39 protein-coding genes are annotated in these 22,291 nt (G+C 66.8%); 23 read left to right on the forward strand and 16 right to left on the reverse strand.

Translation table 11 applies throughout. The annotated features are described in order from the left end of the window. Positions 1-772: 772 nt before the first annotated feature. The 16 genes from SPDO_RS16050 to SPDO_RS16115 all read right to left on the reverse strand — a co-directional run bounded on the left by SPDO_RS16050 (position 773) and on the right by SPDO_RS16115 (position 8,307). Positions 773-1,042 (reverse strand): helix-turn-helix transcriptional regulator, encoded by a 270-nt coding sequence (locus SPDO_RS16050; RefSeq protein WP_088368531.1) that lies wholly within the window; start codon positions 1,040-1,042, stop codon positions 773-775. Beyond that, positions 1,042-1,311, reverse strand: coding sequence for a hypothetical protein (locus SPDO_RS16055; RefSeq protein ID WP_088368532.1), 270 nt, complete (start codon positions 1,309-1,311; stop codon positions 1,042-1,044). Before SPDO_RS16055 ends, SPDO_RS16050 begins: the two co-directional genes overlap by 1 nt. A 151-nt stretch (positions 1,312-1,462) precedes the next feature. Then, positions 1,463-2,587 (reverse strand): phosphoadenosine phosphosulfate reductase domain-containing protein, encoded by a 1,125-nt coding sequence (locus tag SPDO_RS16060; RefSeq protein WP_245829584.1) that lies wholly within the window; start codon positions 2,585-2,587, stop codon positions 1,463-1,465. Continuing rightward, entirely contained in the window at positions 2,584-2,859 is a 276-nt protein-coding gene (locus SPDO_RS16995) for a hypothetical protein (protein WP_169716275.1), read from the reverse strand. The genes SPDO_RS16060 and SPDO_RS16995 overlap by 4 nt, the downstream gene beginning before the upstream one ends. Next, positions 2,856-3,494 (reverse strand): J domain-containing protein, encoded by a 639-nt coding sequence (locus SPDO_RS16065; RefSeq protein ID WP_088368534.1) that lies wholly within the window; start codon positions 3,492-3,494, stop codon positions 2,856-2,858. The genes SPDO_RS16995 and SPDO_RS16065 overlap by 4 nt, the downstream gene beginning before the upstream one ends. Further along, positions 3,491-3,766 carry a hypothetical protein gene (locus SPDO_RS16070; RefSeq protein ID WP_143559683.1) on the reverse strand — a complete coding sequence of 92 codons (276 nt, stop codon included), beginning with the start codon at positions 3,764-3,766 and terminating at the stop codon, positions 3,491-3,493. Before SPDO_RS16070 ends, SPDO_RS16065 begins: the two co-directional genes overlap by 4 nt. Beyond that, on the reverse strand, positions 3,763-4,389 hold the full coding sequence (locus SPDO_RS16075) for a hypothetical protein (RefSeq protein WP_088368536.1): 627 nt from the start codon (positions 4,387-4,389) through the stop codon (positions 3,763-3,765). The genes SPDO_RS16070 and SPDO_RS16075 overlap by 4 nt, the downstream gene beginning before the upstream one ends. Continuing rightward, a complete protein-coding gene (locus tag SPDO_RS16080; protein WP_088368537.1) occupies positions 4,386-5,588 on the reverse strand; it encodes a DUF5131 family protein in 1,203 nt (400 codons plus the stop codon). Before SPDO_RS16080 ends, SPDO_RS16075 begins: the two co-directional genes overlap by 4 nt. Then, positions 5,588-5,992 (reverse strand): hypothetical protein, encoded by a 405-nt coding sequence (locus SPDO_RS16085; RefSeq protein ID WP_088368538.1) that lies wholly within the window; start codon positions 5,990-5,992, stop codon positions 5,588-5,590. The genes SPDO_RS16080 and SPDO_RS16085 overlap by 1 nt, the downstream gene beginning before the upstream one ends. Continuing rightward, complete coding sequence (locus tag SPDO_RS16090; RefSeq protein ID WP_245829585.1) at positions 5,992-6,258, reverse strand: DUF2312 domain-containing protein; 267 nt, start codon at positions 6,256-6,258, stop codon at positions 5,992-5,994. The genes SPDO_RS16085 and SPDO_RS16090 overlap by 1 nt, the downstream gene beginning before the upstream one ends. After that, positions 6,251-6,424, reverse strand: coding sequence for a hypothetical protein (locus SPDO_RS16880; protein WP_158212223.1), 174 nt, complete (start codon positions 6,422-6,424; stop codon positions 6,251-6,253). Before SPDO_RS16880 ends, SPDO_RS16090 begins: the two co-directional genes overlap by 8 nt. After that, positions 6,424-6,645, reverse strand: a complete 222-nt coding sequence (locus SPDO_RS16095) for a hypothetical protein (RefSeq protein ID WP_088368539.1) — start codon at positions 6,643-6,645, stop codon at positions 6,424-6,426. The genes SPDO_RS16880 and SPDO_RS16095 overlap by 1 nt, the downstream gene beginning before the upstream one ends. Next, a complete protein-coding gene (locus SPDO_RS16100) occupies positions 6,642-6,824 on the reverse strand; it encodes a hypothetical protein (protein ID WP_088368540.1) in 183 nt (60 codons plus the stop codon). Before SPDO_RS16100 ends, SPDO_RS16095 begins: the two co-directional genes overlap by 4 nt. Beyond that, positions 6,821-7,282 carry a transcriptional regulator gene (locus SPDO_RS16105; RefSeq protein ID WP_088368541.1) on the reverse strand — a complete coding sequence of 154 codons (462 nt, stop codon included), beginning with the start codon at positions 7,280-7,282 and terminating at the stop codon, positions 6,821-6,823. Before SPDO_RS16105 ends, SPDO_RS16100 begins: the two co-directional genes overlap by 4 nt. Positions 7,283-7,403: 121 nt before the next feature. Further along, positions 7,404-7,868: a hypothetical protein gene (locus tag SPDO_RS16110; protein WP_143559684.1), complete on the reverse strand. Its 465-nt coding sequence runs from the start codon at positions 7,866-7,868 to the stop codon at positions 7,404-7,406. 199 nt (positions 7,869-8,067) lie between these two features. After that, positions 8,068-8,307, reverse strand: coding sequence for a transcriptional regulator (locus SPDO_RS16115; protein ID WP_088368543.1), 240 nt, complete (start codon positions 8,305-8,307; stop codon positions 8,068-8,070). Between SPDO_RS16115 and SPDO_RS16120 the strand changes: the two genes are divergently transcribed. The 23 genes from SPDO_RS16120 to SPDO_RS16230 all read left to right on the forward strand — a co-directional run bounded on the left by SPDO_RS16120 (position 8,294) and on the right by SPDO_RS16230 (position 22,282). Beyond that, the gene (locus tag SPDO_RS16120; RefSeq protein ID WP_245829586.1) at positions 8,294-8,968 is read left to right on the forward strand and encodes a helix-turn-helix domain-containing protein; all 675 of its coding nucleotides are present in this window, start codon (positions 8,294-8,296) and stop codon (positions 8,966-8,968) included. The genes SPDO_RS16115 and SPDO_RS16120 overlap by 14 nt on opposite strands. A gap of 517 nt (positions 8,969-9,485) precedes the next feature. Then, positions 9,486-9,974 (forward strand): hypothetical protein, encoded by a 489-nt coding sequence (locus tag SPDO_RS16125; protein ID WP_088368545.1) that lies wholly within the window; start codon positions 9,486-9,488, stop codon positions 9,972-9,974. A gap of 72 nt (positions 9,975-10,046) precedes the next feature. Beyond that, positions 10,047-10,565, forward strand: a complete 519-nt coding sequence (locus SPDO_RS16130) for a hypothetical protein (protein WP_088368546.1) — start codon at positions 10,047-10,049, stop codon at positions 10,563-10,565. Positions 10,566-10,621: 56 nt separating this feature from the next. Next, the gene (locus tag SPDO_RS16135) at positions 10,622-11,050 is read left to right on the forward strand and encodes a LexA family transcriptional regulator (RefSeq protein ID WP_088368547.1); all 429 of its coding nucleotides are present in this window, start codon (positions 10,622-10,624) and stop codon (positions 11,048-11,050) included. Further along, positions 11,022-11,684, forward strand: coding sequence for a hypothetical protein (locus SPDO_RS16140; RefSeq protein WP_088368548.1), 663 nt, complete (start codon positions 11,022-11,024; stop codon positions 11,682-11,684). The genes SPDO_RS16135 and SPDO_RS16140 overlap by 29 nt, the downstream gene beginning before the upstream one ends. 134 nt (positions 11,685-11,818) lie before the next feature. Next, positions 11,819-12,055 carry a hypothetical protein gene (locus SPDO_RS16145; RefSeq protein WP_088368549.1) on the forward strand — a complete coding sequence of 79 codons (237 nt, stop codon included), beginning with the start codon at positions 11,819-11,821 and terminating at the stop codon, positions 12,053-12,055. Between the two features lie 5 nt (positions 12,056-12,060). After that, positions 12,061-12,306, forward strand: a complete 246-nt coding sequence (locus SPDO_RS16150; RefSeq protein WP_088368550.1) for a hypothetical protein — start codon at positions 12,061-12,063, stop codon at positions 12,304-12,306. Beyond that, positions 12,306-12,488 (forward strand): hypothetical protein, encoded by a 183-nt coding sequence (locus tag SPDO_RS16155; protein ID WP_088368551.1) that lies wholly within the window; start codon positions 12,306-12,308, stop codon positions 12,486-12,488. Before SPDO_RS16150 ends, SPDO_RS16155 begins: the two co-directional genes overlap by 1 nt. Further along, positions 12,485-13,015 carry a host-nuclease inhibitor Gam family protein gene (locus SPDO_RS16160; protein WP_158212224.1) on the forward strand — a complete coding sequence of 177 codons (531 nt, stop codon included), beginning with the start codon at positions 12,485-12,487 and terminating at the stop codon, positions 13,013-13,015. The genes SPDO_RS16155 and SPDO_RS16160 overlap by 4 nt, the downstream gene beginning before the upstream one ends. A gap of 122 nt (positions 13,016-13,137) precedes the next feature. After that, a complete protein-coding gene (locus SPDO_RS16165; protein ID WP_245829589.1) occupies positions 13,138-13,398 on the forward strand; it encodes an HNH endonuclease signature motif containing protein in 261 nt (86 codons plus the stop codon). 92 nt (positions 13,399-13,490) lie between these two features. Next, a complete protein-coding gene (locus tag SPDO_RS16170) occupies positions 13,491-13,994 on the forward strand; it encodes a P27 family phage terminase small subunit (protein ID WP_088368553.1) in 504 nt (167 codons plus the stop codon). Next, positions 13,978-15,828: a terminase large subunit gene (locus tag SPDO_RS16175; protein WP_088368554.1), complete on the forward strand. Its 1,851-nt coding sequence runs from the start codon at positions 13,978-13,980 to the stop codon at positions 15,826-15,828. The genes SPDO_RS16170 and SPDO_RS16175 overlap by 17 nt, the downstream gene beginning before the upstream one ends. Further along, the gene (locus SPDO_RS16180; RefSeq protein WP_088368555.1) at positions 15,825-17,192 is read left to right on the forward strand and encodes a phage portal protein; all 1,368 of its coding nucleotides are present in this window, start codon (positions 15,825-15,827) and stop codon (positions 17,190-17,192) included. The genes SPDO_RS16175 and SPDO_RS16180 overlap by 4 nt, the downstream gene beginning before the upstream one ends. Next, entirely contained in the window at positions 17,182-17,901 is a 720-nt protein-coding gene (locus SPDO_RS16185) for a head maturation protease, ClpP-related (protein ID WP_088368556.1), read from the forward strand. The genes SPDO_RS16180 and SPDO_RS16185 overlap by 11 nt, the downstream gene beginning before the upstream one ends. An 84-nt stretch (positions 17,902-17,985) precedes the next feature. Continuing rightward, positions 17,986-19,239 (forward strand): phage major capsid protein, encoded by a 1,254-nt coding sequence (locus SPDO_RS16190; RefSeq protein WP_088368557.1) that lies wholly within the window; start codon positions 17,986-17,988, stop codon positions 19,237-19,239. A 65-nt stretch (positions 19,240-19,304) separates the two neighbouring features. After that, on the forward strand, positions 19,305-19,706 hold the full coding sequence (locus SPDO_RS16195) for a hypothetical protein (RefSeq protein WP_088368558.1): 402 nt from the start codon (positions 19,305-19,307) through the stop codon (positions 19,704-19,706). Next, the gene (locus SPDO_RS16200; RefSeq protein ID WP_088368559.1) at positions 19,706-20,029 is read left to right on the forward strand and encodes a head-tail connector protein; all 324 of its coding nucleotides are present in this window, start codon (positions 19,706-19,708) and stop codon (positions 20,027-20,029) included. Before SPDO_RS16195 ends, SPDO_RS16200 begins: the two co-directional genes overlap by 1 nt. Next, complete coding sequence (locus SPDO_RS16205) at positions 20,026-20,358, forward strand: head-tail adaptor protein (RefSeq protein WP_088368560.1); 333 nt, start codon at positions 20,026-20,028, stop codon at positions 20,356-20,358. Before SPDO_RS16200 ends, SPDO_RS16205 begins: the two co-directional genes overlap by 4 nt. Before the next feature lie 10 nt (positions 20,359-20,368). Then, positions 20,369-20,941, forward strand: coding sequence for a hypothetical protein (locus SPDO_RS16210; RefSeq protein ID WP_088368561.1), 573 nt, complete (start codon positions 20,369-20,371; stop codon positions 20,939-20,941). Then, positions 20,938-21,342 (forward strand): hypothetical protein, encoded by a 405-nt coding sequence (locus SPDO_RS16215; RefSeq protein WP_088368562.1) that lies wholly within the window; start codon positions 20,938-20,940, stop codon positions 21,340-21,342. The genes SPDO_RS16210 and SPDO_RS16215 overlap by 4 nt, the downstream gene beginning before the upstream one ends. A gap of 21 nt (positions 21,343-21,363) precedes the next feature. Further along, the gene (locus SPDO_RS16220) at positions 21,364-21,783 is read left to right on the forward strand and encodes a phage tail tube protein (RefSeq protein WP_088368563.1); all 420 of its coding nucleotides are present in this window, start codon (positions 21,364-21,366) and stop codon (positions 21,781-21,783) included. Further along, positions 21,780-22,172 (forward strand): hypothetical protein, encoded by a 393-nt coding sequence (locus tag SPDO_RS16225; RefSeq protein WP_088368564.1) that lies wholly within the window; start codon positions 21,780-21,782, stop codon positions 22,170-22,172. Before SPDO_RS16220 ends, SPDO_RS16225 begins: the two co-directional genes overlap by 4 nt. Then, positions 22,172-22,282 (forward strand): phage tail assembly chaperone, encoded by a 111-nt coding sequence (locus tag SPDO_RS16230; RefSeq protein ID WP_088368565.1) that lies wholly within the window; start codon positions 22,172-22,174, stop codon positions 22,280-22,282. The genes SPDO_RS16225 and SPDO_RS16230 overlap by 1 nt, the downstream gene beginning before the upstream one ends. Positions 22,283-22,291: the final 9 nt, after the last annotated feature.

A 22,291-nucleotide genomic window follows, 5' to 3' on the forward strand; every position in this document is an offset into this window, starting at 1 on the left:
GTGACACCCATCTAGGCCCCACCTCCCAAACCGTCAAACACTTTTTGCAACTTTCTTACACTCACCCCCAAAACCCCAGGAAAACCGCCACCCTTAACTTGAACGCAAGTCATACAAATGTAGCGAAACAGCGGCCGGCCGCCTCGAATCGGCCTGTCCGATGATTCGTGATGCGGGACGCACCCGCTCTCTCCTTTGCGCCTCTGCATCAGACGCACCGAACGGCGCGCATGGTCAACCGCCCCGAACGGCGTCACACCCACCAGACAAACATCGCAGCGCCCAAGGCAAGGATACGAGGTTGGGTAACGCCATCGGCGCAGGGGAGATCGACCGAGCGAACGCCCCCCCCTCACTCAGCGCATATCCGGACGCATGGCGGGCACACCGGTTATGGGCACACCGGGCCATGACGCATCCACAGTGAAGGGCGTCGCCGCCGTGAGCATCTTCCGAGGCACCGTTAGCGCGACGTCAAAAAGGACAGGGCTGAAGCAGCAGCCACCCACCCGCCATTCGCATTCAAATACCCGCGAGCGCGCATCACACGCCGCCGACAGCACCTTTTCACGGCCCGACCGCACACGCACGGGAGAGCGGACGACGCAAAGGGGCGCCGCCCAATGCGATCGAGCAAAGTCGCGATAGATATATGGAGTAAGTGGCGGAGAGGGTGACTGCAGAGTTTGGGCCATAACGTGCTACTTTCGTGCGATATTTCCATTGTCGGTGTCTGGGGTACCCCCTGGAGTACCCCCGCTATGTCACGACCTCAGCTCGGGTGAGCATCAGCGTGGGTGCGATTCCGGAGCCAGTTTTCGATGTCCGACTCCCACCAGCCGACGCTGCGCCGGGTGAGCTGGTGCTGCTCGGGGAAGTCGCGCTTCGCGATCAGCCGGTAGATCGTCGGACGGCTCAGCCCGGTCGTTGCGATGACGTCGGGCAGGCGCAGGAAGCGGCCGGCACGCGCCGGGCTCCCTTCCCGCTTCGCCTCGGCGACTTTAATGAGCGGACGCCGGCCCGGGCTGCTGACGTGCGCCATCACAGCGCCACCTCGGCCGGTGCCGGCCAGCCCAGCTCGGCCAACATCGCGTCGACGGTGATCTGCGCGGTGAGCATCGGGACGTCGGCGCCGGGCGCGCCGATGCCAACCTCGGCGAGCACGTGGGGCGAGACGTCGAGGCGTTCGAAGATCAGTGGCTCGATGCCGGACACCCATTGCCCGAGCAGCTCGCACAGCCGGCGCTCGCGCAGGCGGTGATAGGTGTGGCGGGCACTCGGCTCCGAGTTGCCGACGTGGATCATGTTCACGTGAGGGATCTCCCGGCGCCGGCCGGGGGCGCCCATCGAGGGGTGAAGCGGATCATGGTGCCGTCGCAGCGGTCGGCGATGCAGGGCAGCGTCTCAGGTGCGGGCTCGCGCACCTCGTCGCGCTGGCCGCAGGGACAGGCGAAGGAGGCGATCACGCAGCTTCCCTCGCGCGCTCGACGGTATGCAGCTCGGCGATGCGGTCGCGCACGCGGGCTGGTGTGTCGTAGGGCGATCGCCGCCCGTGCGCTGTTAGCAGCGCCGTCCGGGTGGACAGGATCACGCTCGCCTCGGCCAGGCTGGGAACCCGCTGCGGCCAGCCCTTCACGTACTTGAGGTTCGACGGCAGCCGCGCTTCGAGCGCGCGACGCTCAGCCGCGGCCGCTTTGCCGTGATGCAGTGCGTTCAGCAGCGTCTTCGGGAGCAGCTGGGGCGCGACGTCACCAAGCCATCGCTGCGGCTGGAAAGAGAAGCTGGACCGCGCCTCCATTCCGACCAGGTGGTGGAGAACGCCCAGGTTGCCGGGAGCATGAGCCGCGACCGTGAGATCGTTTTCGGATGCCAGCACGCAGAAAGCGCAGCCAAACCTCGTGCTGCCGAGAGGATACGCCTCGGCGAGCGGCAGCCCCTCCCGCGCGATGTAGGTGTAGACTTCGTCCTCGCGGATCTCGACGCCCGGATGCCATGTCAGAATGCCGCCGCCGTTCGCGCGAACGTAGGGCTTGCCCTCAATCTTGGAGACCGGGGCGAGCCGGCGCTTGAGACTTTCCTCCCGCCGTATGCCTACCACCGACACGATCTGCTGACCCGGGAACATCCGCAGCAGGTGCGGCAAGATCACCTGCGTCTTCAGCTCCGCGGTGCAGAACCTGTTGTTCGCCGAACTCCACGGGCTAGTGAGGTGATAGGTGAGCAGCTGCTCGTACCGCTCGAGCCCAAGCTCGAACCGCCGCTCCCATCGATCAACCAGGTCGCCGGCCTTGCGTCGCACGATGACCAGCGGCGTTCCGATCGCCGCGGCAGCTTGCTCAACGGTCGCCGGAGTAGAGCGCCACTCGATCCGCCCAAGGTCTGAATGGATCGAGACACGCCGATCGCGCGGGTGCCCCAGCGCGTCGAGCCGCTTGGCAGTAGCGTGGGCAATGGAGACGCTGTCTTTCCCGCCCGACAGGCTGAACGCCACCGGTGCTCCCGCGGCAATCGCGGCGCTGACGCGCTCATCGATGGCGAGCTGCGAGAATCCACTCGCGAATAGGTCCATCTGGCCGCGCAAGCTCATGCGGGCAGCTCGAGCTGCTGTTGCGGGATGCCGTGCTCGGCCTGCCAATCGGCGTAGGCGGCAACGTGTGTGGCGCAGAGATCCTTGTCGCGCGCAGGTGATGTCGTGCATTGGGAGCAAAGCGGGACATCGCAGGTGCCGCTCTTCTTGGACGCCACCTTCCAATCGCAGAGTCTGGTCGCCGGCCGACCGCAGGCGCAGCGTTGGCGCCGGCGCGTCGAGCAGACGATCGCGGTACCGCCGCCGGGGATCTGGACGAAGTCGCACGTCACGCGACGGCCGCCTTCGCCGCTTCATAGGCCGCGGCCAGCTCGTCCCATTGCTCGCGGGTGCCGCCGGCGTCGGGGTGACGCCGGGCGGCAAGCCGCCGGTACATAGCGTCGATGTCGTTCCGAGAGACGTCCGCACCTGGCAGGCCGAGCACCTTCCACCAGGACCGCTCGGGCGGGGCCCCAGGGGGAGGCAGCGCCACATGACCGGCGAATGCTTGGCGGAGATCCGCGACGCCCCAGCGCTCCTGCCCGCGCAGCGCCTCGATGTGCGCGGCGATCGCGGCGATGTTGTCGTAGACCGTGTCCCATCGATCGCAGGCGAGCACGTGGGGGCGGCCGTCGAGTTCGAAATAGAAGGCGACGCCGGCGTCCTCGGGATCGCGACGGCTAACGTTCTGATCGCGGGTACCCGCGAGCGTGAAGCGGATGTTGGTGGACAGCACCATGTTGCGCACACGCCAGGGCTGCCCGCGCTGCGTGATCATGTTCACCTGCTCGACAAGGCGCGCGCGCGCCGTCGTGAGCGTCAGCCGGCGGCCATCCTTCCGGAACAGCGCCGGCGCCGGCTTGCGGGTGCGCGGCCGGCCCTGCGGCCAGGCGAGCGGATAGCCGGGCTCGATCTTCGGATCGCTCATAGCCCGGCCTCGGTGCGCAGCTTGCCAGCGTGCTCGAGCATGCGCGCGGCCGTCGCCTCGAGCGCGAGCGCGGCCGCGATCAGATCCTGGTCGGACACGCCCCGGGTGGCGGTGAGCTTGGTGCGGAGGCTCCGATCCTTTATGCCGAGCCCCTCGGCGAGCTGCTCCTGGCCCAGCATTTCGGCCGCGGTTGCCAGCCCCGTCATGCGGATCACGCTGACGATCGTCGGAGCCTGTACCGCTTTTCCGGTACGGGGAGCCGCGCCCATCATGCGGACTTCCAATCGAGCCAGCCGAGCACCGGCCGCCCCTCGTGGCCGTGCTCCCACACGAACCAGGCGAAGGCGATTACGCCCTTGTCTGTCTTCTCGTCGGCGACGCGGCCGCGCCCCATCGGCACGCGGCGCGACATGACCCACACGCGCGCGAGCGGCGTGGTCGGGAACCAGGCGCCGCGGTCCTGCCCTTCCAGGAAGGCCAGACGTAGGAACAGCGCGACCTTGCCGCGCATCAGGTTGCCCGGCCGATCGGGCGAGGTAAGCACCAGCGCGCGGTCGACGAACTCGACCGCCCAACGGAATGGCGGGTTGGTGACGACGTTCGGCGCCTGCGGCGACCACTCGGCGAGGAAGTCTCGGCCGCCTTCGCCGAATCCGCGGTCGATCAGGTCGGTTGAGACGACGCGATAGCCGGCAGCTTCCAGCTCGCGCGACATGGCGCCGTCACCGCATGCCGGCTCCCATATGCTGCCCTCGAACCGCTCCACCCTCAGCAGCGCGCGCGTGGCGGCCGGCCAAGTCGGATAGAAATCGTGTGTCTCGCGGTTCGCAGGATCCGGCACCTGGGCGCGCGAGAACGCCGCGCCGGCTTCCTCGCTGAGCGGCTTGAGGCTCATGATGGCGCACCGTCGTGCTGCACGCCGTCGAGCAGCCGGCCGGCGCGGCGCTTGCCGATCGCCATCATCTGCATGGCGCCGGCGCCGGCCGCATAGACGAGCGTCCCGGGCGGCACCTGCAGCCGGGACCATTCGTCCATGTCAAAGCCGTCGCCGCTCGCGTGGAGGACGCATTGCGCCACCTTGCACTTGCGCGGCCCCTCGGGCTGATTGTGCGCCAGCCGGGGATGATAGAGCTGCTCGTCGGTGATGACGGTCTCGTCGATCGCGCAGACCGGCGCCCACTCGCCCCATTGCTTGAAGAGGAAGGGTACGCCGGCGCTGGCGCACTGATCCCGTAGGGAGCGGGCCCAGGCCGGATGCATCGGCCGGGCGCCGCGGCCGCTCTCTCCCCCGACCACCACCCAATCGAGCGCGCGATGCTCCGGGCCGTCGCCGCTGTACCAGTAGCCGTCTTCGCTCTTGAACTCGTAACAGCTGCCCGCGAGCAGCGCGTTCAGCTTCCAATCGTTGTCTTCGAACTCATCCTCGCCGTCACCGACAGGTGCGGCCACGTGCTCGAGGTCGATCGGCCCGAGCAGCGGCTCGGCGCTGATCCAGCGCATGGCCGCTGGCGTCGCCAGCAGATCCGGGATCCGCTCGTCGGCGCGGCGCTGATCCTCGGTTGAGACTCCGAGCATAACGTTCGGAAGCGGGCCTCGCTCGAGCAGCTCGACGATCGCCGGCATCGAGCGATAGGCGTCGGCGTTGAGCTGGGAGGCGCGAACGGCGATATGCTGCGCACGCTCAGCCAATGCGCTGACGTAGCGGCGCATGTTGCCCGATCGCTTCGTCAGAACCTGGAAACGGTGCCGGCGCCCGGTGACGGCGCAGAGCGCCATCACGGCGAACACCTGATCGAGCATGAACTCGGTCACCGCGTCGTGGAAAAGGTCGCCGTGCGCGCAGACGAAGATATCGCGCGGCCGCGCCCACTCCAGCGGCAACGTCAGCCAGGGCTCGTAGAGCCTCACCGTGCCGTTCCACACCGGCCCTGCCTTCGTGGGGGTGGTCAGCCCGACCCGGCTGGGGTGGTTCGCCAGGCGCGTGCCGGCGAGCAGCATGGCATAGCAGTTCGTGCAGCCAGGCGTGTGGATCGAGCAACCGTTGATGATGTTCCAGGTGGCGTCGGTCCACTCGATCTTGGTGGTGTCGGCCATTAGCCCTCCCCTTCCTGATCGTCCGATGCGGGAGGCGCGATGCTGGCGGCGATCGCCTGCAGGTCGGCAATCAACCCATTCAGCCCTTCGCGGGTGATGAAGGTGGCGACGCCTTCCTCTTCGAACCCGGGCTCAGCGCGCAGGCCGCCGAACAGCGTCAGCAGCACGCCGCCGGGTGCTGGCAGCGGCATGGGTGCCCAGCCGAGCCGAATGCCGGCATGCACGTAGCAGACGATCGGATTGCCAAAGATGCCGACGAACGGGTCCGGGTTCGGCAGCCAAGCAAAGCCGCGCTCATTGACGACGATCGGCGTGCTGATTGGCGGCAGGGGACCAGCCGTGCGGGACGAGGCAGACAGTCCGGTGAGTTCCGCGACGCGCTCGGGGGTGAACTCCGGGCCCATCACAGCATGCCCAGCGCTTGCATGTAGGTTTCCAGGATCAACTCTAACTCCTGGAACTCCTCCTTTTTCATTTTCCGGATCGACATGATCTTCTTGATCGCCTTCGGGTCGTATCCGCGGCTCTTGGCCTCGGCGAACACGTCTTTGATGTCGTCGGTGATTCCCTTTCTCTCCTCCTCGAGCCGCTCGGCGCGTTCGATCAGGAGGCGCAGCTCCTCGGCCGCGACCTGGCCGCCGCCCATGCCCTCGCCGCGTTCTTCAGCCATGCGCCGCCTCCCCTTTCGAGAGGGCGGCCAACTTCTTCGCGGCAGCGGCCAGCATGTGTGGCGAGGCGTCCGGCCCGACACCCATGCGCTCGTAACCGAAGCGCTCTACGTGTGCGGCCCAGCGTTCTGCTTCGGCGATCGCCAGCTCGAGCTCGTTGCCAGCCATTAGCCGATCCCCAGCAGCGCGAGGATCCCGGCCGTGTTGAGCACGTGGCCAACGACCTGGCCCAGGATGACGGCGCCGGCGGCCATGACGACGCACTCGCCGAGCGAGCGAAGCAGGCTCGGTTCGTCGCGCTCGGCCTCGCAGGCGGCACAGTCGCAAGCGATCGGGTGAAGGTCGGGCAGGAATGGCTGGGCGAGATCCAGCGGGCGATGCAGGCTCATGAGCGGCGCTCCCGTTTGTGGATGATGAAGTCGGCCGCAGCGGCTGCGAACATCACAGCGACCAGGATGAGGGCGGCGAAGTCGCCGTCGTTGCGCCCGTCCCGGGCGGCGATCGCGACGCCGATCGCGAAGGCGATCGTCACCAGCGCGACGCGGATCCGGAGGCGGTTCTTCGTCACGCGACGGCGCCTCGCATTGGCTCGGTCTCTGACTGAGGCGCGGCCGATTCCTGGCAGGCCGTGCAGAGATCCTGTCCCTCGACCCACGCGCATTCTTCTCGAGCCTGAGTGCACGGGCACCGCCAGCTGCAGGCGCAGACGCGGCAGATGCGCGGCGTGTGGATCGGATCGCGCTCGCCACGCGCGATCGCGGCCAGGCTGTCGAGCACCGACCGGTCGAAGCGGAAGACGCTGCGCAGCGCGTCGATCGTGTGAATGGACGCCGGCACCTGGTCCGCCTCGATCGCCTCGAGCCACGCCATGCGATCATGCTCAGGCACGTGCGGATGGGTTGCGATTCGAGCCGCCACGTACTGCAGGCTCAGCTGCTGCGCGGTGCGGCGCGTCTTGATGTACGAGCCAGGCGTGAACTTGACGGTGGCGGTCCAGCTGGTGCGGGCTTTGGCGATCGTCGGCATGGGCGGCGTCCAGGCAGCACAAAGCCGCTCCGCGAAGCGCGAGAGGCGACGCGGGCGGCAGGTGCGGAAAAGGGGAAGTCTCGGCAGTGTCGGGCGCTGCGGCCGAGCCGGCCCGGTCAGATCAGGGCGGCTGGGGAGATTGCGGGTCGGTGAGGAGACGGATGCCGACGCGGGCGGCGGCAATGAACTCTTCCAGCTCGCGCAGCGCGTCGCGACGATCCTGATCGGACGCACCCGGGAACGAGGCGACGATCATCTTCTCCTTCGCCTGCGCGCCCTCGCGGATCATCGCGCACACGGCGCGGGCAAGATCGATGCCGGCGGCAAAGCGGCGCGTGTGCGCCGCCTCCAGCCGCAGCGAATAGGTTTCGTGCATCGGCGCGCCCTCGCCACCGCCAGCCTGGAAGGCGAGGTCGAGCAGCTCGGCCGCTTCGATCGGGCAGCCGCGCTCCAGATCCGGATCACTCCAATCGCGCACGGTACGCTCGCGCTGGCCCACCGCCTCGGCCATCGCGGCCCAGCCGATCTGCGCTGCAATTCGCGTCAGCGCATTGTCGTAAGTCAGCGGGGCGCGGGGCTTGGTCATGCCGTCACCGCGAAGCGCCGTGCGGATCGCGGCCGACACGGATGCGAACCGGTGAGAAAAGACGACGCCGGCAACACGCCGCCGACGCCGCCTTTTCCAGGGAGCTTACTCAGATGCGACAGACACACGTCCTGCGTCGCCCAACGCGGGTTCCGGCCGGTCTGTCCACGGCCGAAAGGGGTTGAGAGAGTGCGCGCGGTCATACCACCGCTCCCTCAGTCGGCTCAGGGCCGTACACGTCGGGGCGGAGGCGGTGACGGCTGATGCCGGTTGCCTCCTCCACCTTCAAGACGTGCTCCGCCGGAAGCGGTTTACCGCGTCGAACCCACTTCCAAACAGCTGCCTGAGATGTGCCCAAAAGCCGACCAAGCGCAGATTGGCCGCCGGCTGCATCAACAGCATCGGACAAAGCTTGATTCGGAGTCGTGAGGCTCGACATGCACACCACCTACAACCATGGCTGTAATTCCGTCAACAGACACTCGCCCCTACAGCGCAAAAACTTTGGCTGTAGGTTGCCGCTGATGGTCGATGGTCAGCGACTCTCCTCCCGAATGCAGTCTCTGGGTTTATCTCAGTCCGAACTGGCGCGCCGCGTCGGCGTGGCTCAGCAGACGATCTACAAGCTCATCACGGGCGCCTCTCGTAGCTCATCGCACCTTCATCGGATCGCAAGAGAGCTGAATACTACGCCCGCGTTTTTAACGGGCGAGACCGACGATCCCGATCAGAGTGCGCCTCCCGAGCCAGAACTATCTCACGATGAACTGACACTAGTTCGATGCATTCGGGAGATTGAGGCACCGGATCGGGAAGCCTTGCTGCATCTCGCGAGATCCTTGCCGAGGGCCGATCGGAGCGCGGCTCTCGCTAAGAGCTGGACGGAGGTGCTTCCTCCGGAACGCGCGCTGGCGCAAATGTTCGAGGGCCTGCTGATGGCAATGGATCGTCAGCTTCCTCTGGCCGAACAAGGCGCGCTGCTTGCGCGGCGATTGCCCATCGGTTTGTCGCAGCTCGTAGATCTGCTGCCCGCTGGATCGGTTCCTGCTGATACCAAGCCTCGTCGATCGCGGCCCACTCCTGTTCCTGCACCGCAATGACGGCGGCGCACCGGACTTCGCAAGGTATGCATGCTTTCCGGCATCCAGGCGTTGCTCGGTACATGACGTCATTCATTATCCCGCTCCCACGGCTACTTGGGGCCGCAAGGCTAAGAGAGCGTTCTTCAACATTTGCTGCAGTTTGGCTGCTGTCCATCGCTGTCGGCGGTTGCAGTGATCCGGTTGCAGACGCTGAGCGTCAGCTCGAGATCGTAAAAGCTGATCGGTCTTCTACACGCCGCGATGTTTGCCGAGCCTCCAAAGCTGTGGCTGCAGCTTACCTGCAGGCAAACGACAGGAAGGGATATGGCGACGCAAAGCTCTTCGCGGAGGCAGATTGTTTGTTAGCCGATGGCGGTTACGGCGATGAGCTACACGACGGCTTGGAATAGCGGGTACCGCGTGGGTACCGCAGCTGAGCATAAGCTCACGATGGGCGCAAAACGGGGCGTTCCGACGCACCGCGGCGGAGGGTATCTCCGCCGTTGTATGATGTGGATCGTAACAGGAGGATGGAATGACAAACGCGACCTTCGTCCCGCTCGAGGAGTTTGAGCCTGCCGATCTTTCCACCTGCAATGACGGACTCTTTCAATCCGCGCTTCAGGTTGAGCCCTTTGGCAACATACTGGTCACCACCGGCGAGGACGCACGATTTGTCGTGTATTTGGACGACCCAAAAGGAGCGCTCGCCATCCCGCTCCCGACTGGTGACGGTCGATCCGTGATAGGTGCGCTCTGGCCAAAGCCTAAGGTCGAAGTCGATCCCAGATCCCTCTACAGTTTGGACCGAGAGGCAGAGGCCGTCGGCGATCTGATCCTCACGGCAACGCCGGCAATCGTCGCCAGGGAGCCGAACGGCTGGCCAGATGAGGGGAAGCGCATCCCGATGTGGGGCGAGCATGTGGATGCGGGAAAGCTCATCGGAGCCCGCTCATGGCGCCTTGTGAGCGTAGTCGGTGAGCAGCGACGCGTGCTCTTCGAACGACGACAGAAGGACAGCTAAGGTCCGCGTCGATCACGCACCTCAACGCAAGCTAACTAGCGTTCTTGATACGTTCCGGTTTATGGCGGCTCGATGGTCGGGCCGCCCAAGACGTTGCAGGATCTCAGGAAGGTCGAAGGTGCGGTGCGGGTCACCTGCCGCGCCTGCAAGCGGGTGACGTTTCACGATCGCGAGGAGATGATCCAGCTGCGGTCGGCGGGCCTGCAATCGTGCGACTGGGCGGCCGTGGTGCATGGCATGCGGTGCGGCCACTGCTTGGGCGAAAACGTGAAGGTGGAGATCGAGGCATTTGCTGACGGGCTGCCTGCGCTACGCCGGCGCCGCGCGGCAATGATCACGATCGAGCTTGCGCTGTTTATTCTACGACAGGCGGCATATTCCGGATCGCGCGCCACGATCCCGGTTGAGGCAGTACGCCTGGCGCTGCGCGCGTTGCACCCGTTCTTGCAAGATCGCGGAATGCTTGAGCGGTTCTGGATGGCCTACGCCAACCCGAGCCCACATCCCTGGGGCGGCCCCGGCAGCTGCTTCAACGACCTCGTGCGCGGGCTGATGAAGCGCGGCTTTGCCGTGCCTGCCGAGTTCCGGTGAGCCGTTACGCTAGCGCGACAAGCGGTTTCCCCCTATGTTCCAGAACGGGGGAAGACATGGCCGCTACCACCGCAATGTTGCCGCCAACGCGGGCGGGAAGGAGCCGAAGCGCAGCGCTAAAGCCGCGCCGGCGTGAGGAGGTACTGGCGTTCATCGTCGAGCGCCTGGCGCGCGGGCAAGGGTGCCCCAGCATCAAGGAGATCGGCGAGGCGGTCGGCGTCAGCGAAACGCGGGCGCGCCAGCTGGTAGAGCAGCTCGTCAAGGCGAAGATCATCGGTCGTACGGCCGGGCTGCAGCGCAACCTGGTCGTACGCGACGTCACGCATGCCCGTGAGATCGTGGTGGAGGTGTTCCGCCGCATCGGGGGCATGGCGGCCGCGCCGCTGGGCGAGCTGGTCGGGCACTGCGCGCAAGCGCAGCTGCCGATCGTCGCAGTGCTGGAGCATATAGCCGAGCATGACGACGACCTATCGGGAACAGCCTAGCACCGCGAGCGATCCCGGTCGGTTCAGCTCCACCGCGTACGAGCAGCAGCGCGTCGCGCATCTGGTGCTCGGCTCCCCGCGCCCAACGCCGGATCCGCCGAAAAAGCCCAAAGGCATGTCCAAGCTGGAATGGCGGGCGACGCGGGAGCGGTTGCGGCAGGAAGCGACGCGGCTTGCGCCGGGGATCGAGGAGCGGGTGGCGCTCCGCGAAGCCTGGCGCGGTATCGCCGGCACGCCAGAGACCAACGAGCATGCCGTGGTTGTCGCCAGTCGCGAGGGCGCGCTGGCGCGCCTGGTGCAGACCGGTGCGCTCGACGCGCATCAGCTCGCGGCCGCGCAGGACATCGCGACCGCCTACACCCTGATCACCGCCGATGTGGCGGTGCGCACGGCCAAGCTCGAGCGCAGCACCGGCGGCGGGCCGAACGCCGCCTCGGCCGAGCGGATCGCCCGCGTGCTCCTGGAGCGCGCTTACACGCAATGGCGCGCCGACGTGGCCCCACATGCCGACATGCTGCTGGCGATCATCGTCGACGACGTGGGGCTGACCGCGGCGGCGCGGCGCTGGCGCATGTCCAACCGTCGCACCCGCTCGCTCCTGACGCTGTCGCTCGATCGCTGGCGCCGGCACTGACCCCTGCGCTTTCGCGCACTGCGCGAATGAGCAGGGCGTAAATCGGTCACGCAACGGTCAAATCCGACCCCGCCACAACTGCGCCCGCCGCCCCGCCACGGGGTGAGCGGGCGCTGTCGTTTCGGGGATCCGGCATGCAACTCATTCAATCGATCCTGGGTGCGGATGTCGCCGCAGCCGAGGATGACGAATTCACCGCAACGGCGCGGCGACTGAGCCTTTACCGTCGCAAGACGATCGAGCGCCTGACGCTCGAACAGCTGCCGCTTCGCCGTGCTGCCTACGCCCTTCGTCGCCGTGCCCGCGGCCCTTCCAAGCTCGCCCGCCGGCTGCGCCGGCGCAACGAGCTCGGCCGCGCCGGGAGCTTCTGAGCCCCATGCCGGCGACGAGCCAGCGCCGCCCGGCGCAACTGGACGAATTGGATCGTCTCACCCCCCGTTGGGACGACATCGTCCGCCGGGCGGCGCTGGCCACCCGATCGATGCGCGAGACGCACCAGCTCGAGGAAGACGCCCAGGCGTTTGCCGATGACCTGGTCGCCGCCTTTCGCGGGCGCAACGCGCGTCGGCCGAGCGCCGCCCCGTTGCGCGTCAGCGCCGATGGCCATTCGGCGCTGTTCTGATGAGCATCGTCGAGCAGCTCGAGGCGCAGGCGCAGGCCGGCCATGCCGATACCGACCTTGTCGGGGTTCCTGTTTCAATGATCCGCACGATCGCCACTCGGCTTCGTGAGGGAGAAGCCGCGGCAGCACAGCTGCGCGCGAGCACCAAGGTTCGCCTATTCTGCGAAGGGATCGCCAAGTGAAAATCGCCACCCCCCGCACCACCGACCAGGCGCTCGAGCTGGCGAAGCGATACGCCGCGATCGGCGCCGACGTCGCCATGCATGAAGCCGATCGGCAGGAACGGGTCGCCGCGATCGGCGCCGACATCGATATGAAGGTTGCCCCGCTGGTGGAAGAAGCCGAGGCGATCCGCGCGGCGCTCGAGCCTTGGTGGAAGAAGGCATCACCGGCGCTGCTGAAGGGCAAGCGCAAGTCGATCGACTTTGGCGGCTGCAGCATCGGTACCCGCCTCGCAGGCGAGAAGGTCGACTTCACAAAGGGTGACGACAAGGCCGCGCTCGCTGCCGTGCTGGACAGCCCGTGGAAGAGCAAGGCAACCTCGCTGAAGCGCGTCCTGGATAAGGCCGGTCTCCTAGTCACGCTGAAGGGCAAGAGCGCCGCGGCCGAGGGCCTGCGATCGCTGGGTTTCCGCATCGCCGGCGGTGAGGACGCCTTCTTCGTCAAGCGCATCGACAGCGCCGACGCCAAGGTTTCCGCCCAGCAGTGACCGTCGCGCCCGGCAAGCGGCTTCGCGGCCGCGCCGGCGTAGCTCAGCGGCTTCGGCGGCTGAAGCGGACCAATGGGCTGTGCGAGCACTGCCTCGCCAAGGGGCTAACCAGGCCGGCCGACGTGGTCGACCATATCCGGCCGCTGGCGCTCGGCGGCCTCGACGTTGACGACAACACCCGCAACCTGTGCGAGCCGCACCACAAGCAGGTGACGATCGAGCAGTTCGGCCACCAGGTCGCGCACGGCGGCCGCGGCGTCACCACCTCGGGTCGGCCGATCGGCGCCGACCATGCCTGGAACCTCGATCGACGCCCGACCGACCCCGCCGACCCGCCTCGACCCCGCCGACGGCCAGCAGGCCCCCCGGGGGGTCGAAAGTGAGGGCGACCGAGGGTCGGACACCGCGCAGTGGGGCCGTGCGCAATGCGAGGTGTTCCAGAGTAAAAAGTTCGGGCTGACGGAAGGGTGATGCGATGACCGATCCCGCTCCCAAGCCGAAGCGCAAGCCGCGGAAGGCGCCGGCCAAGAAGACGTCGCCCGCGCCCGCGATCGAGCGGCTAGAGATCGGGAACGTGCTGGAACCGGACTGGACGGCGCTGCTGACAAACGAGGCAGAGCGCGAGATCGCGTCGGGACACTGGCAGCGGATCGCGCGCGAGATGCACGAGCGCGAGATCCTGTCATCGTCGAACGGCCATGCCGTGCAGCGCCTGGTGCTCGCCTACCTGGTCTACAACCGCTGCTCGACCGAAGTCGCATCGGGCGGGATCGTCGACGAGCCCGACAACGAGAAGAACCCCAAGGCGATCGCCCGCCTGTCGATCCACTACAAGGCGATGCGCGAAGCGGAGAACACCGCCGAGCGCCTCGAGGCGCAGCTGGGGCTTTCACCCGGGCGGCGCGGCAAGGTCGCGAAGGTCGTAGCGAAGCGTGAGCGCCGAGCCGGCGCCGACGCCTTCCTTGGCGCGCCGGGTTAGCGCCGAGCCGCTCGATCCCACCACCGCCTGGGCGGCGGCGGCGGTTCGCGGCGACTTCGTCGTCGGCGAGTTGGTCCGGTACGCGGCGGAGCGGCACCTGCGCGATCTGCGCGACGCGGAGAAGCGCGGCTACTTCTGGCGTCCCGAGCTCGCGCAGCGCGCGCTCGATTTCTTCCCGTCGTTGTTCACGATCACGGACGGCCCGGCGGAGGGAAAGCCGTTCCACCTGATACCGTATCAGACCTTCATCGTCGGCTCGCTGATGGGCTGGGTGAATGCTGCGGGGCGCTGGCGATTTCGCACCGCCTATGTCGAGACGGGCAAGGGCCAGGCCAAGTCGCCGATGATGGCGGGCCTCGGCCTCTATGCGATGGGCTGGTGCGGCTTCCGACGCTCGCAGATCTACTCGATCGCGGCGAACAAGCAGACCTCGATGGTGCTGTTCAAGGATGCCACGGCAATGTGCCGTGCGCAGGTGCCGGGGTACGACGAACACGAGACGCTGGAATCGATGGGTCACGTCGTGATCCGCGGTGAAGGCGACAATGCCGGCAAGATCGAGCACCCGGGATCGCAGTCGTTCTTTCTGCCGCTGGCGGACGGCAAGCAGCAGTCAGGGCCTCGGCCGCGCATGGTGCTGGCCGACGAGATCCACGAGTTCAGCTCGATCGACCAGATCGAGATCTGGCAGGCGGCGATCGACAAGATCGCCGGCAGCGCGATGATGGTGCTGGGCAGCAATACCCCACCGGTGTCGCAGCATGTCGGCACCGAGATCTCCGACACCGCGCAGGCGGTAGCGAAGGGCGATGTCAAAAGCGACACGGCTTTCGGCTTCGTCGCCAGGACCGACAAGGGCGATCGCGAGACGATCTTCGAGAACGAGGAAGCTTGGTACAAGTCGTTGCCGGCGCTCGGCGTCACTTATCCGATCACCAACATCCGCGAGGCCGTCGCGGAAGCGCAAACCCGCCTGTCCAAGGCGGCATCGGTAAAGCGGCTCTACTTCGGCATTCCCGCCGGCGCCGCGAACTTCTGGATCAACGAGGAGAGCTGGGGCGCGGTCCTCGACGTCATCGATGACGAGACGATGCAGCTGCTGCGCGGGTGCCGCTGCTGGCTGAGCCTCGATCTGTCCAAGAAGAACGACCTCACGGCGCTCACCGCCACCTGGATCGATGGAGACGGGATCCTCTGGCAGAAGACCTGGTATTGGACCGCCAAGGACGGCGTCGAGGACCGAGCCAAGCAGGACGGCGCGCCGTACCTCGACTGGATCGAGGCGGGCCACCTCAATGCGGTCGGCGGGGCGACGATCGACTACACGTTCGTCGCCGAGCAGGTGAAGCGGATCTGCGCCGAGCACGACGTCGTCGAGCTGGTTTTCGATCCGGCCAAGATGGCGGACTTCGAAACCGCCTGTGAGACGATCGGCTTCCCCGCCTGGCGTTTCAAGAACGCGGACGAGCCGACCGGCAAGGGGCTGAAGATGGTGAGCCACGCGCAGGGCAAGCGCGTCGTGTTCGAGGATCGGCAATATTGCATGCCGCGATCGATCCAGCGGTTCGAAGATCGGATCCTCACCAACCGGATCGTGATCGACAATTCGCCGGTGACCTACAGCTGCGCGGCTAATGCCGCGCTGGATGACGACGCGCAGGGCAATCGGTGCTTCGACAAGAAGCGGTCACGTGGCCGCATCGACGGCATCGTTACCTGCGCCATGGGCGCCGGCGCGGCCGACAATGTCGAGATGAAGGGACGGACCTATGGCGGATCCTACGTCGTCGACCTTGACGATGATGATGACGACGACAGCGGCGACGACGCATGAGTGACATTGTGAACGGCTATCGCCTGTCGAGCCGCGCGGCCGAGGCAGCGCGCGGCCGCGGTGGTCAGGATACCGGGCCGGCGATCGAAAACGCCGTCTCGAGCGCGGCGATCGCCACGGCAGATCCCGGCGACGTGTTCGAATGGTTCGGCGGTGGCCAGCAGGCTGCCGGCATGACGATCACGCCGGAAACGGCGATGCGGTCGACCGCGGTGTGGCGGTGCGTGACGCTGATTTCGGGCGCGCTGATGACGCAGGAGCTGGGCGTGTATCGCCTCTCGCCCAAGGGTGAATTCATCCGCGAGCATGGCCATCCGTACGATCGGTTCCTGAACTGCGAGCCGAACCAGGAGATGACGTCGGCGGTGTTCGTGGAGAACATCGCGATACAGCTGCTGCTGCGCGGCAACGGCTACGGCCTGATCCGCCAGGCGCGCAACGGCACGATCACCTCGATCGACTTCTACTTTCCGGCGCGCGTTCTGCCGTATCGGTCGGCCGATCGGTCGATCTGGTACCGCTTCACCAACGAGGACGGCACCACCGAGGATCACCACGCCTCCTACGTGCTGCACTTCAAGGGGCCTGGGCTAAGCGTCGACGGCATTCGAGCGCTGTCGCCGATTTCAAACCACGCCCAATCGGTCGGCATCAATCTCGCAACCCGCGACTATGAGGCTGGCCAGTTCGAGCGCGGGCTGATGACCAACGACTATTTCCAGTTTGCCGGCGAGGTCAGCCGAGAGCAGCGGGCTGCGTTCAAGGAATACCTTCGCAAGAAGGCGATGGGCATCACGAACGCCCACAATCCGCTGCTGCTTGAAGGCGGCGCGGAGTGGAAGCGGGTCGCGGTGACCGCCAAGGACGCGCAGCTGCTCGAGCTGCTGCAATATTCGGTCGTCGACGTGTGCCGGATCTACGGCGTGCCGCCCAACATGGCAGGCGAGACGTCGGGCACCTCCAATTGGGGCACCGGCGTCGAGCAGCAGTCGATCGGCTTCGATCGCTGGACGATCCTGCCGCACAAGGTGCGCATCGCCGGCGAGTGGACGCGCAAGCTGTTCCCGGTCGTCGGCGCCCGTGCGCCGCAATATTTCGTATGGTGGAACGACGACTTCCTGCTGTCGGGCGACAGCAAGGCGATCGCCGCCTACCTGCGCGCCGCGCTCGGCGGCAACCAGCTGCCCGGCTGGATCAGCAAGAACGAGGCGCGCCGCAAGGTGAACCTGCCGCCCGTTCCGGATGGCGATGCGATCTACTCGCCGACCGGCGAAGCACCGGCGCCCGAGCCCACCTCCACCGGCGACGACGCACTCGACGACGCGCTGCCGGCCGACGACAAGGACAATCCCGATGCAGCGTAAGCTCTTCAACCTGGCACAGGCGAACACCGGCAAGGGCACTGGCATCCGCTCCGAGGTCACCGACGACACCGCGACGATCTACGTCTACGACATCATCGACCCATACTGGGGCGTGTCGGCTGCAGATCTCGCCAAGGCGCTCGCCGGTATCACGGCAAAGAACATCGTTCTTCGGATCAACTCGCCGGGTGGCGACGTGTTTGAAGGCCGCGCCATGATGGCGCAGCTCGTCGGGCATGGCGCAACGATCACGGCCAAGATCGACGGCCTCGCCGCCTCGGCCGCCTCGGTGCTCGCGCTTGCCGCCAGCACCGTCGAGATCGCCGAAGGCGGGTTCTATATGATTCACAAGGGCTGGACGTGGATGATGGGCAACGCGGACGACTTCCGCGACGCCTGCACCCTGCTCGACAAGATCGATGCCGCGATCATCGAGGCCTATGCCGGCAAGTCGGGCAAGTCGGCCGAAGAGATCGGCGCGTGGATGAAGGCAGAGACCTGGTTCAGCGCGCAGGAAGCGGTCGACGCCGGCTTCTGCGACCAGATCATGCCGACCACCGCGGCTGGCCAGGCGAATGCCCGCGCCTTCAATCTCGCCGTCTACGACAAGGCGCCGCAGGCGCTGACCGAGCAGCCGGCTGAGATCGATGAAGCGCCGCGGCTGCGCGCGATGGGTCGCCTCGGCCTTTACGAACGAACGGCGGCCTAAGCCGATCACCCCTGGCGCCGTCCCCGGCACCCCTGTGGCCCCGCCTCATCCGCGGGGCCTTTTCTTTTGGAAAGAAGGTATCCCATGATCAACATCAAGGCGCTCCGGGACGAGCGCGCCGCAAAGGCGAAGGAAGCCCGCAACCTCGTCGAGAACAACACCGGCGCGGCCTACACGGCCGAGATCAGCGCGCAGGTTGACGGTATCTATGCCGATATCGACCGGATCGATGCGAACATCGCCGCTGCCGAGCGCCAGGCGCGCATCGATGGCGATGCCGCGCAGGATGACGCCGGCCGGGAAGCGAACGATCGCCTTCGCGCCGACCTGTCGCCGGATCAGCGCCAGCAGCACGACGGCTACAACGCCGCGTTCCGCAACTTCCTGGTTCGCGGCGAACGCGGCATGACCGCCGAGGAGATGATGCTGCTCCGCAATGGTCCGGTGCAAGGTGCACAGACCACGCAGACGCCGGCGACCGGCGGCTATCTAGTGCCGGCCGGCTGGGGTGGCCAGCTGCTCGAGGCGCTGGCGGCGTTCGGCGGGATGCGCGACGTCGCGACCGTGTTTGCCACGGCCGGCGGCAACCCTCTGCCGTGGCCGACGGTGGACGAGACCGCCTCCGAAGGCGAAATCGTGCCGGAGAACGTCTCGGCGGCCGACGGCGATATGTCGTTCGGCACCACGCAGATCGGCGCGCGCAAGTACAGCTCGAAGGTCGTCGCGGTGCCGTTCGAGCTGCTGCAGGACCAGGGCCCGGGCATCGACATCGAGGCATTCATCCGCCGCGCGCTTGCGATGCGCATTGCGCGCATCACCAATCGGCACTTCACGGTGGGCAGCGGTGCCGGCGAGCCGGAAGGCATCGTTACCGCGGCGGGCATCGGCAAGACCGCCGCCACTGGTCGCGCGACGTCGGTGATCACCGACGATCTCACCGACCTCGAGCATTCGGTCGATCCGGCCTATCGCTCGCTGCCGGGTGTCGGCTGGATGTTCCATGACACCACGCTGCGCGAGCTGAAGAAGCTGAAGGATGCGGACGGTCGCCCGCTGTGGCTGCCGGGCTTCAGCACCAAGGAGCCGGACGTGCTCATGGGCTATCGCTACACGATCAACCAGCACATGCCGCAGATGGCGGCGAATGCGAAGTCGATCCTGTTCGGCGATCTGTCGGCCTACATGATCCGCGACATCATGCAGGTGACGCTCTTCCGCTTCGACGACAGCGCCTACACCAAGAAGGGCCAGATCGGCTTCCTCGCCTGGTCGCGCCATGACGGCAAGCTGGTGACCGCCGGCGCGCCGGTGAAGGCGTTCCGCAACTCGGCCAGCTGAGCTGCGGCGTGGGGCGAGCATGCGCTCGCCCCCATCCATTTCCTATACCGTCAGGAGGGTCGCTTATGACCACCAAGACCAAGCGTACGCCGGCGCCTGCCGGTGGCCCGTCCGCTCCAGCCGCCGCGATTGCCGCACCCGATGCGCAATCGGCCCCGGAAACCGCGGAGGCCGATCCGTCGCTCGCCGCTGAAGGCACGGCGCCCACCGCCACCGCAGCAGCTGAGCCTACCGCTCCGCCGGCGGAGCCGCCCTTGCCTGCAGCCGACGAGAAGCCTTCGTCCGAGCAGGAGCAAGCCTCCGAGCACGAGATAACCGAAGCTCGCGTCCTCGTTGCGTTCGACGAACATGACGTTGACGATATCGTCACGGCGCCCGTTGAAGTGATCGAGCAGCTGGCGATCGCCGGCCGCGTCGACCCGCACCCCGACGCAATTGCCTTTGCCAAGAGCCTGCTGGACGCCTGATGGCAGAGCCCGTCACGCTCGCCGAGATCAAGGCGGACCTTCGCCTCGATCTCGGGCCATCGGCCGATGACGGGACGCTGACGCGCAACATCACCGCGGCGCGCCGCATGGTGGAGCTGAAGACCGGACGCGTCATCGTTGGTGACGCAGCCGACGTTGCCGGCGACGATCTCGAGACGGCGAAGCAGGCGATCAGCATGATCGTCGGCACCTGGTACGCGAACCCGGAGGGCATCAGCGTCGACGGGCGCGGCGAGATGCCGCTCGGCGTCGGCTGGATCATCGCTTCATTGAAGCGCTGGGACGACGGCTGCGACGCATGACCGTCAGCGCAGGCGAGCTCCGTCACCGCATCGATATCGTCCGGTCGGCAAAGACACCGACCGGACGCGGCGGCTTCACCGAAACCGTGGCGACGATCGCCGGCAACGTGGCGGCGAAGGTCGAGGGGCTTACCGGTACCGAGGCGGTGAAGGAGAAGGTGCTGCGCGGCGTGCGCGTCTATCGCCTCACGATCCGCTGGCGCCCCGGCATCCTCACCAGCGACCGGATCAGCTATTCGGGTGATCCCGAACCGCTGAACATCCGATCGGCGGTCGACCTTGATGGTCGCCGGCGTTGGCTGGTGATCCACGCGGACACTGAAGCGTGAAGGCCACAGTTTGAGTCGCGATCGCGTGCGTGGCCTGGCGGAGGCTCACGCGCTGTTCAACGGCTTGCCGCCCGCAGCCGCCCACGAGCTGACGGACGAGATCGCACGGATCGCGCGCGACGTGTCCGCTCTGCAGCAGGACGTCGTCGCCAAACAGACCGGGCACCTGCGCGGCGGCCTGGTCGTCCAGCTGCTCACCGAGCGGCTTCAGGCGCGTGTTGGCTTGCTCGGCATATCTGGCGGCAGGCGGTCGAAAACAGCTCTTGGCGACCGCTATTACGGCCGCTTCGTCAACTTCGGCCGCGCGGCCCAGACCGTGGTCGTCACCCGCCGGTTGAAACGGCGCGTGAAAGGTAATGGGCGGAACGGCACCAAGCGCCGCGTAATCTACGAAGGCGCATCCAGGCGGCTGCGTCGCCGCGGACCCAACAAGGGCACGCCAATCGGCAGTCCGTACAAGATGCGCGTCCAGGCCAAAGAGGCGCGCGAGTTCGTTCACCTGCCAGCAGCGCAGGAGATCGCCGCGCAGCGCCTTGCCACCTTCTGGTCGCGCGTGCTTCCCGCAGCTGGAGCAGCATCATGATCCTGGCCGACCTCGTCGAGGCCGCGCGCGGCGCCGTTTTCGTCGCGATCGCGGCGGGCCTCGAAGGTTTGAATGCCGTCGCGCTCGACCACGTGCCGCAGGACCAGCCGGGCAACTTCGTCCAGCTGGACGACCTCGACTGGTCCAACGAGGGCGGCAAGCAGGATCCCGAGCTTCGCATCACGATCGACGTCGTGACGATCTACCGTGGCCAGGACCGCGCCGAGCTGCTCGGCATCATGCATGCCAACGAGCGCGCGCTCGTGGACGCGCCGATCGTCGCCGACGACGTCGCGATCACCGGCGTGAGCCTCGTCGGCGGATCCGCCAGCGGCGCTGGACCCGATGGGCTGACCTACGCCGGCCTTCAGACTTTCGAACTTTTCGCAGAGCCGGCCTGAGCCGGGAGACAGGAGCATATCATGGCAACGGAACGCGGCGCCGACTGGCGCATCGAGGTAAAGGGCACGGGTGACGACTACGACCCGATCGGCGGCGAGATCAGCTTCGACTGGTCGCGATCGTCGAACGAGATCGATGAAAGCACCAAGGATGACGGCCAGTATGGCAGCACATCCTTTGGGCAGCAGAAGATCACCTTCCGGGTGAACGGTAACGTCAAGCTGCCGGACCCCGGCCTGTCCGCGATCGCAAGCGTCTCCAAGGCCTCGCCCCCGGAGACGATCATCCGCGTCACCAAAGGCGCGATCGTGAAGTATGAGGGACCTGTCGCAGTCGGCAACTTCTCGTCGACCCATCCCAAGGATGGTCCGGTCACCTACACGTTCGACATGGCGAACAAGGGCGCGCCGACCGTCGACAACTTTGCCGCGGCCGCATGAGCGCGGCAGCGATCGCCGAGCGGGGCGAGCATACGCTCGTCCTCGCCAGCACCAGCTATCGCCTGCGGCCCAGCCACCAGGCGATGCGCGCCATCGAAGCGAAAACCGAGCGGTCGTCGCTTGAGCTGGTACGTATGGGGAATGTCGGCGCGCTTGGCCTGGACCAGCTCGGCACGATCGCGGCCGAGCTGATCCGCGCCGGCGCCGAGGATGACCTGACCCGCGCTGTCGATGCCGAGCGCATTGGCGAGCTGATCTACGAACAGGGCGTCGCCGGCGTGACGTTTCGCCTGACGGCCGTGCTCGCCGATGCGGTGAGCGGCGGGAGGAAGGCCTCGGGGGAAGCGAAAGCGCCAGCGGCGACGATGGAGATCGCTGGCGCAGCCTGATGGGGCTGGCGCTCGATACCTTCAGCTGGTCGGCGGACCAGTTCTGGCAGGCAACGCCGCACGAATTCTGGGCGATGATCGACGCGCGGGTCGCGGCGAACAAGCGGTGACGGCGAGGA

Origin of the sequence: Sphingomonas dokdonensis (assembly GCF_002197685.1) — a bacterium.
Lineage (GTDB): Bacteria > Pseudomonadota > Alphaproteobacteria > Sphingomonadales > Sphingomonadaceae > Sphingomonas > Sphingomonas dokdonensis.

Coding starts and splice junctions, on each gene's coding strand:
- SPDO_RS16050 (WP_088368531.1), bottom strand. CDS start 1,042: ATGGCGCACGTCAGCAGCCCGGGCCGGCGTCCGCTCATTAAAGTCGCC.
- SPDO_RS16060 (WP_245829584.1), bottom strand. CDS start 2,587: ATGAGCTTGCGCGGCCAGATGGACCTATTCGCGAGTGGATTCTCGCAG.
- SPDO_RS16065 (WP_088368534.1), bottom strand. CDS start 3,494: ATGAGCGATCCGAAGATCGAGCCCGGCTATCCGCTCGCCTGGCCGCAG.
- SPDO_RS16070 (WP_143559683.1), bottom strand. CDS start 3,766: ATGATGGGCGCGGCTCCCCGTACCGGAAAAGCGGTACAGGCTCCGACG.
- SPDO_RS16075 (WP_088368536.1), bottom strand. CDS start 4,389: ATGAGCCTCAAGCCGCTCAGCGAGGAAGCCGGCGCGGCGTTCTCGCGC.
- SPDO_RS16080 (WP_088368537.1), bottom strand. CDS start 5,588: ATGGCCGACACCACCAAGATCGAGTGGACCGACGCCACCTGGAACATC.
- SPDO_RS16085 (WP_088368538.1), bottom strand. CDS start 5,992: ATGGGCCCGGAGTTCACCCCCGAGCGCGTCGCGGAACTCACCGGACTG.
- SPDO_RS16090 (WP_245829585.1), bottom strand. CDS start 6,258: ATGGCTGAAGAACGCGGCGAGGGCATGGGCGGCGGCCAGGTCGCGGCC.
- SPDO_RS16880 (WP_158212223.1), bottom strand. CDS start 6,424: ATGGCTGGCAACGAGCTCGAGCTGGCGATCGCCGAAGCAGAACGCTGG.
- SPDO_RS16095 (WP_088368539.1), bottom strand. CDS start 6,645: ATGAGCCTGCATCGCCCGCTGGATCTCGCCCAGCCATTCCTGCCCGAC.
- SPDO_RS16105 (WP_088368541.1), bottom strand. CDS start 7,282: ATGCCGACGATCGCCAAAGCCCGCACCAGCTGGACCGCCACCGTCAAG.
- SPDO_RS16110 (WP_143559684.1), bottom strand. CDS start 7,868: ATGACCAAGCCCCGCGCCCCGCTGACTTACGACAATGCGCTGACGCGA.
- SPDO_RS16115 (WP_088368543.1), bottom strand. CDS start 8,307: ATGTCGAGCCTCACGACTCCGAATCAAGCTTTGTCCGATGCTGTTGAT.
- SPDO_RS16125 (WP_088368545.1), top strand. CDS start 9,486: ATGACAAACGCGACCTTCGTCCCGCTCGAGGAGTTTGAGCCTGCCGAT.
- SPDO_RS16130 (WP_088368546.1), top strand. CDS start 10,047: ATGGTCGGGCCGCCCAAGACGTTGCAGGATCTCAGGAAGGTCGAAGGT.
- SPDO_RS16135 (WP_088368547.1), top strand. CDS start 10,622: ATGGCCGCTACCACCGCAATGTTGCCGCCAACGCGGGCGGGAAGGAGC.
- SPDO_RS16140 (WP_088368548.1), top strand. CDS start 11,022: ATGACGACGACCTATCGGGAACAGCCTAGCACCGCGAGCGATCCCGGT.
- SPDO_RS16145 (WP_088368549.1), top strand. CDS start 11,819: ATGCAACTCATTCAATCGATCCTGGGTGCGGATGTCGCCGCAGCCGAG.
- SPDO_RS16150 (WP_088368550.1), top strand. CDS start 12,061: ATGCCGGCGACGAGCCAGCGCCGCCCGGCGCAACTGGACGAATTGGAT.
- SPDO_RS16155 (WP_088368551.1), top strand. CDS start 12,306: ATGAGCATCGTCGAGCAGCTCGAGGCGCAGGCGCAGGCCGGCCATGCC.
- SPDO_RS16170 (WP_088368553.1), top strand. CDS start 13,491: ATGACCGATCCCGCTCCCAAGCCGAAGCGCAAGCCGCGGAAGGCGCCG.
- SPDO_RS16180 (WP_088368555.1), top strand. CDS start 15,825: ATGAGTGACATTGTGAACGGCTATCGCCTGTCGAGCCGCGCGGCCGAG.
- SPDO_RS16185 (WP_088368556.1), top strand. CDS start 17,182: ATGCAGCGTAAGCTCTTCAACCTGGCACAGGCGAACACCGGCAAGGGC.
- SPDO_RS16190 (WP_088368557.1), top strand. CDS start 17,986: ATGATCAACATCAAGGCGCTCCGGGACGAGCGCGCCGCAAAGGCGAAG.
- SPDO_RS16195 (WP_088368558.1), top strand. CDS start 19,305: ATGACCACCAAGACCAAGCGTACGCCGGCGCCTGCCGGTGGCCCGTCC.
- SPDO_RS16200 (WP_088368559.1), top strand. CDS start 19,706: ATGGCAGAGCCCGTCACGCTCGCCGAGATCAAGGCGGACCTTCGCCTC.
- SPDO_RS16205 (WP_088368560.1), top strand. CDS start 20,026: ATGACCGTCAGCGCAGGCGAGCTCCGTCACCGCATCGATATCGTCCGG.
- SPDO_RS16215 (WP_088368562.1), top strand. CDS start 20,938: ATGATCCTGGCCGACCTCGTCGAGGCCGCGCGCGGCGCCGTTTTCGTC.
- SPDO_RS16220 (WP_088368563.1), top strand. CDS start 21,364: ATGGCAACGGAACGCGGCGCCGACTGGCGCATCGAGGTAAAGGGCACG.
- SPDO_RS16225 (WP_088368564.1), top strand. CDS start 21,780: ATGAGCGCGGCAGCGATCGCCGAGCGGGGCGAGCATACGCTCGTCCTC.
- SPDO_RS16230 (WP_088368565.1), top strand. CDS start 22,172: ATGGGGCTGGCGCTCGATACCTTCAGCTGGTCGGCGGACCAGTTCTGG.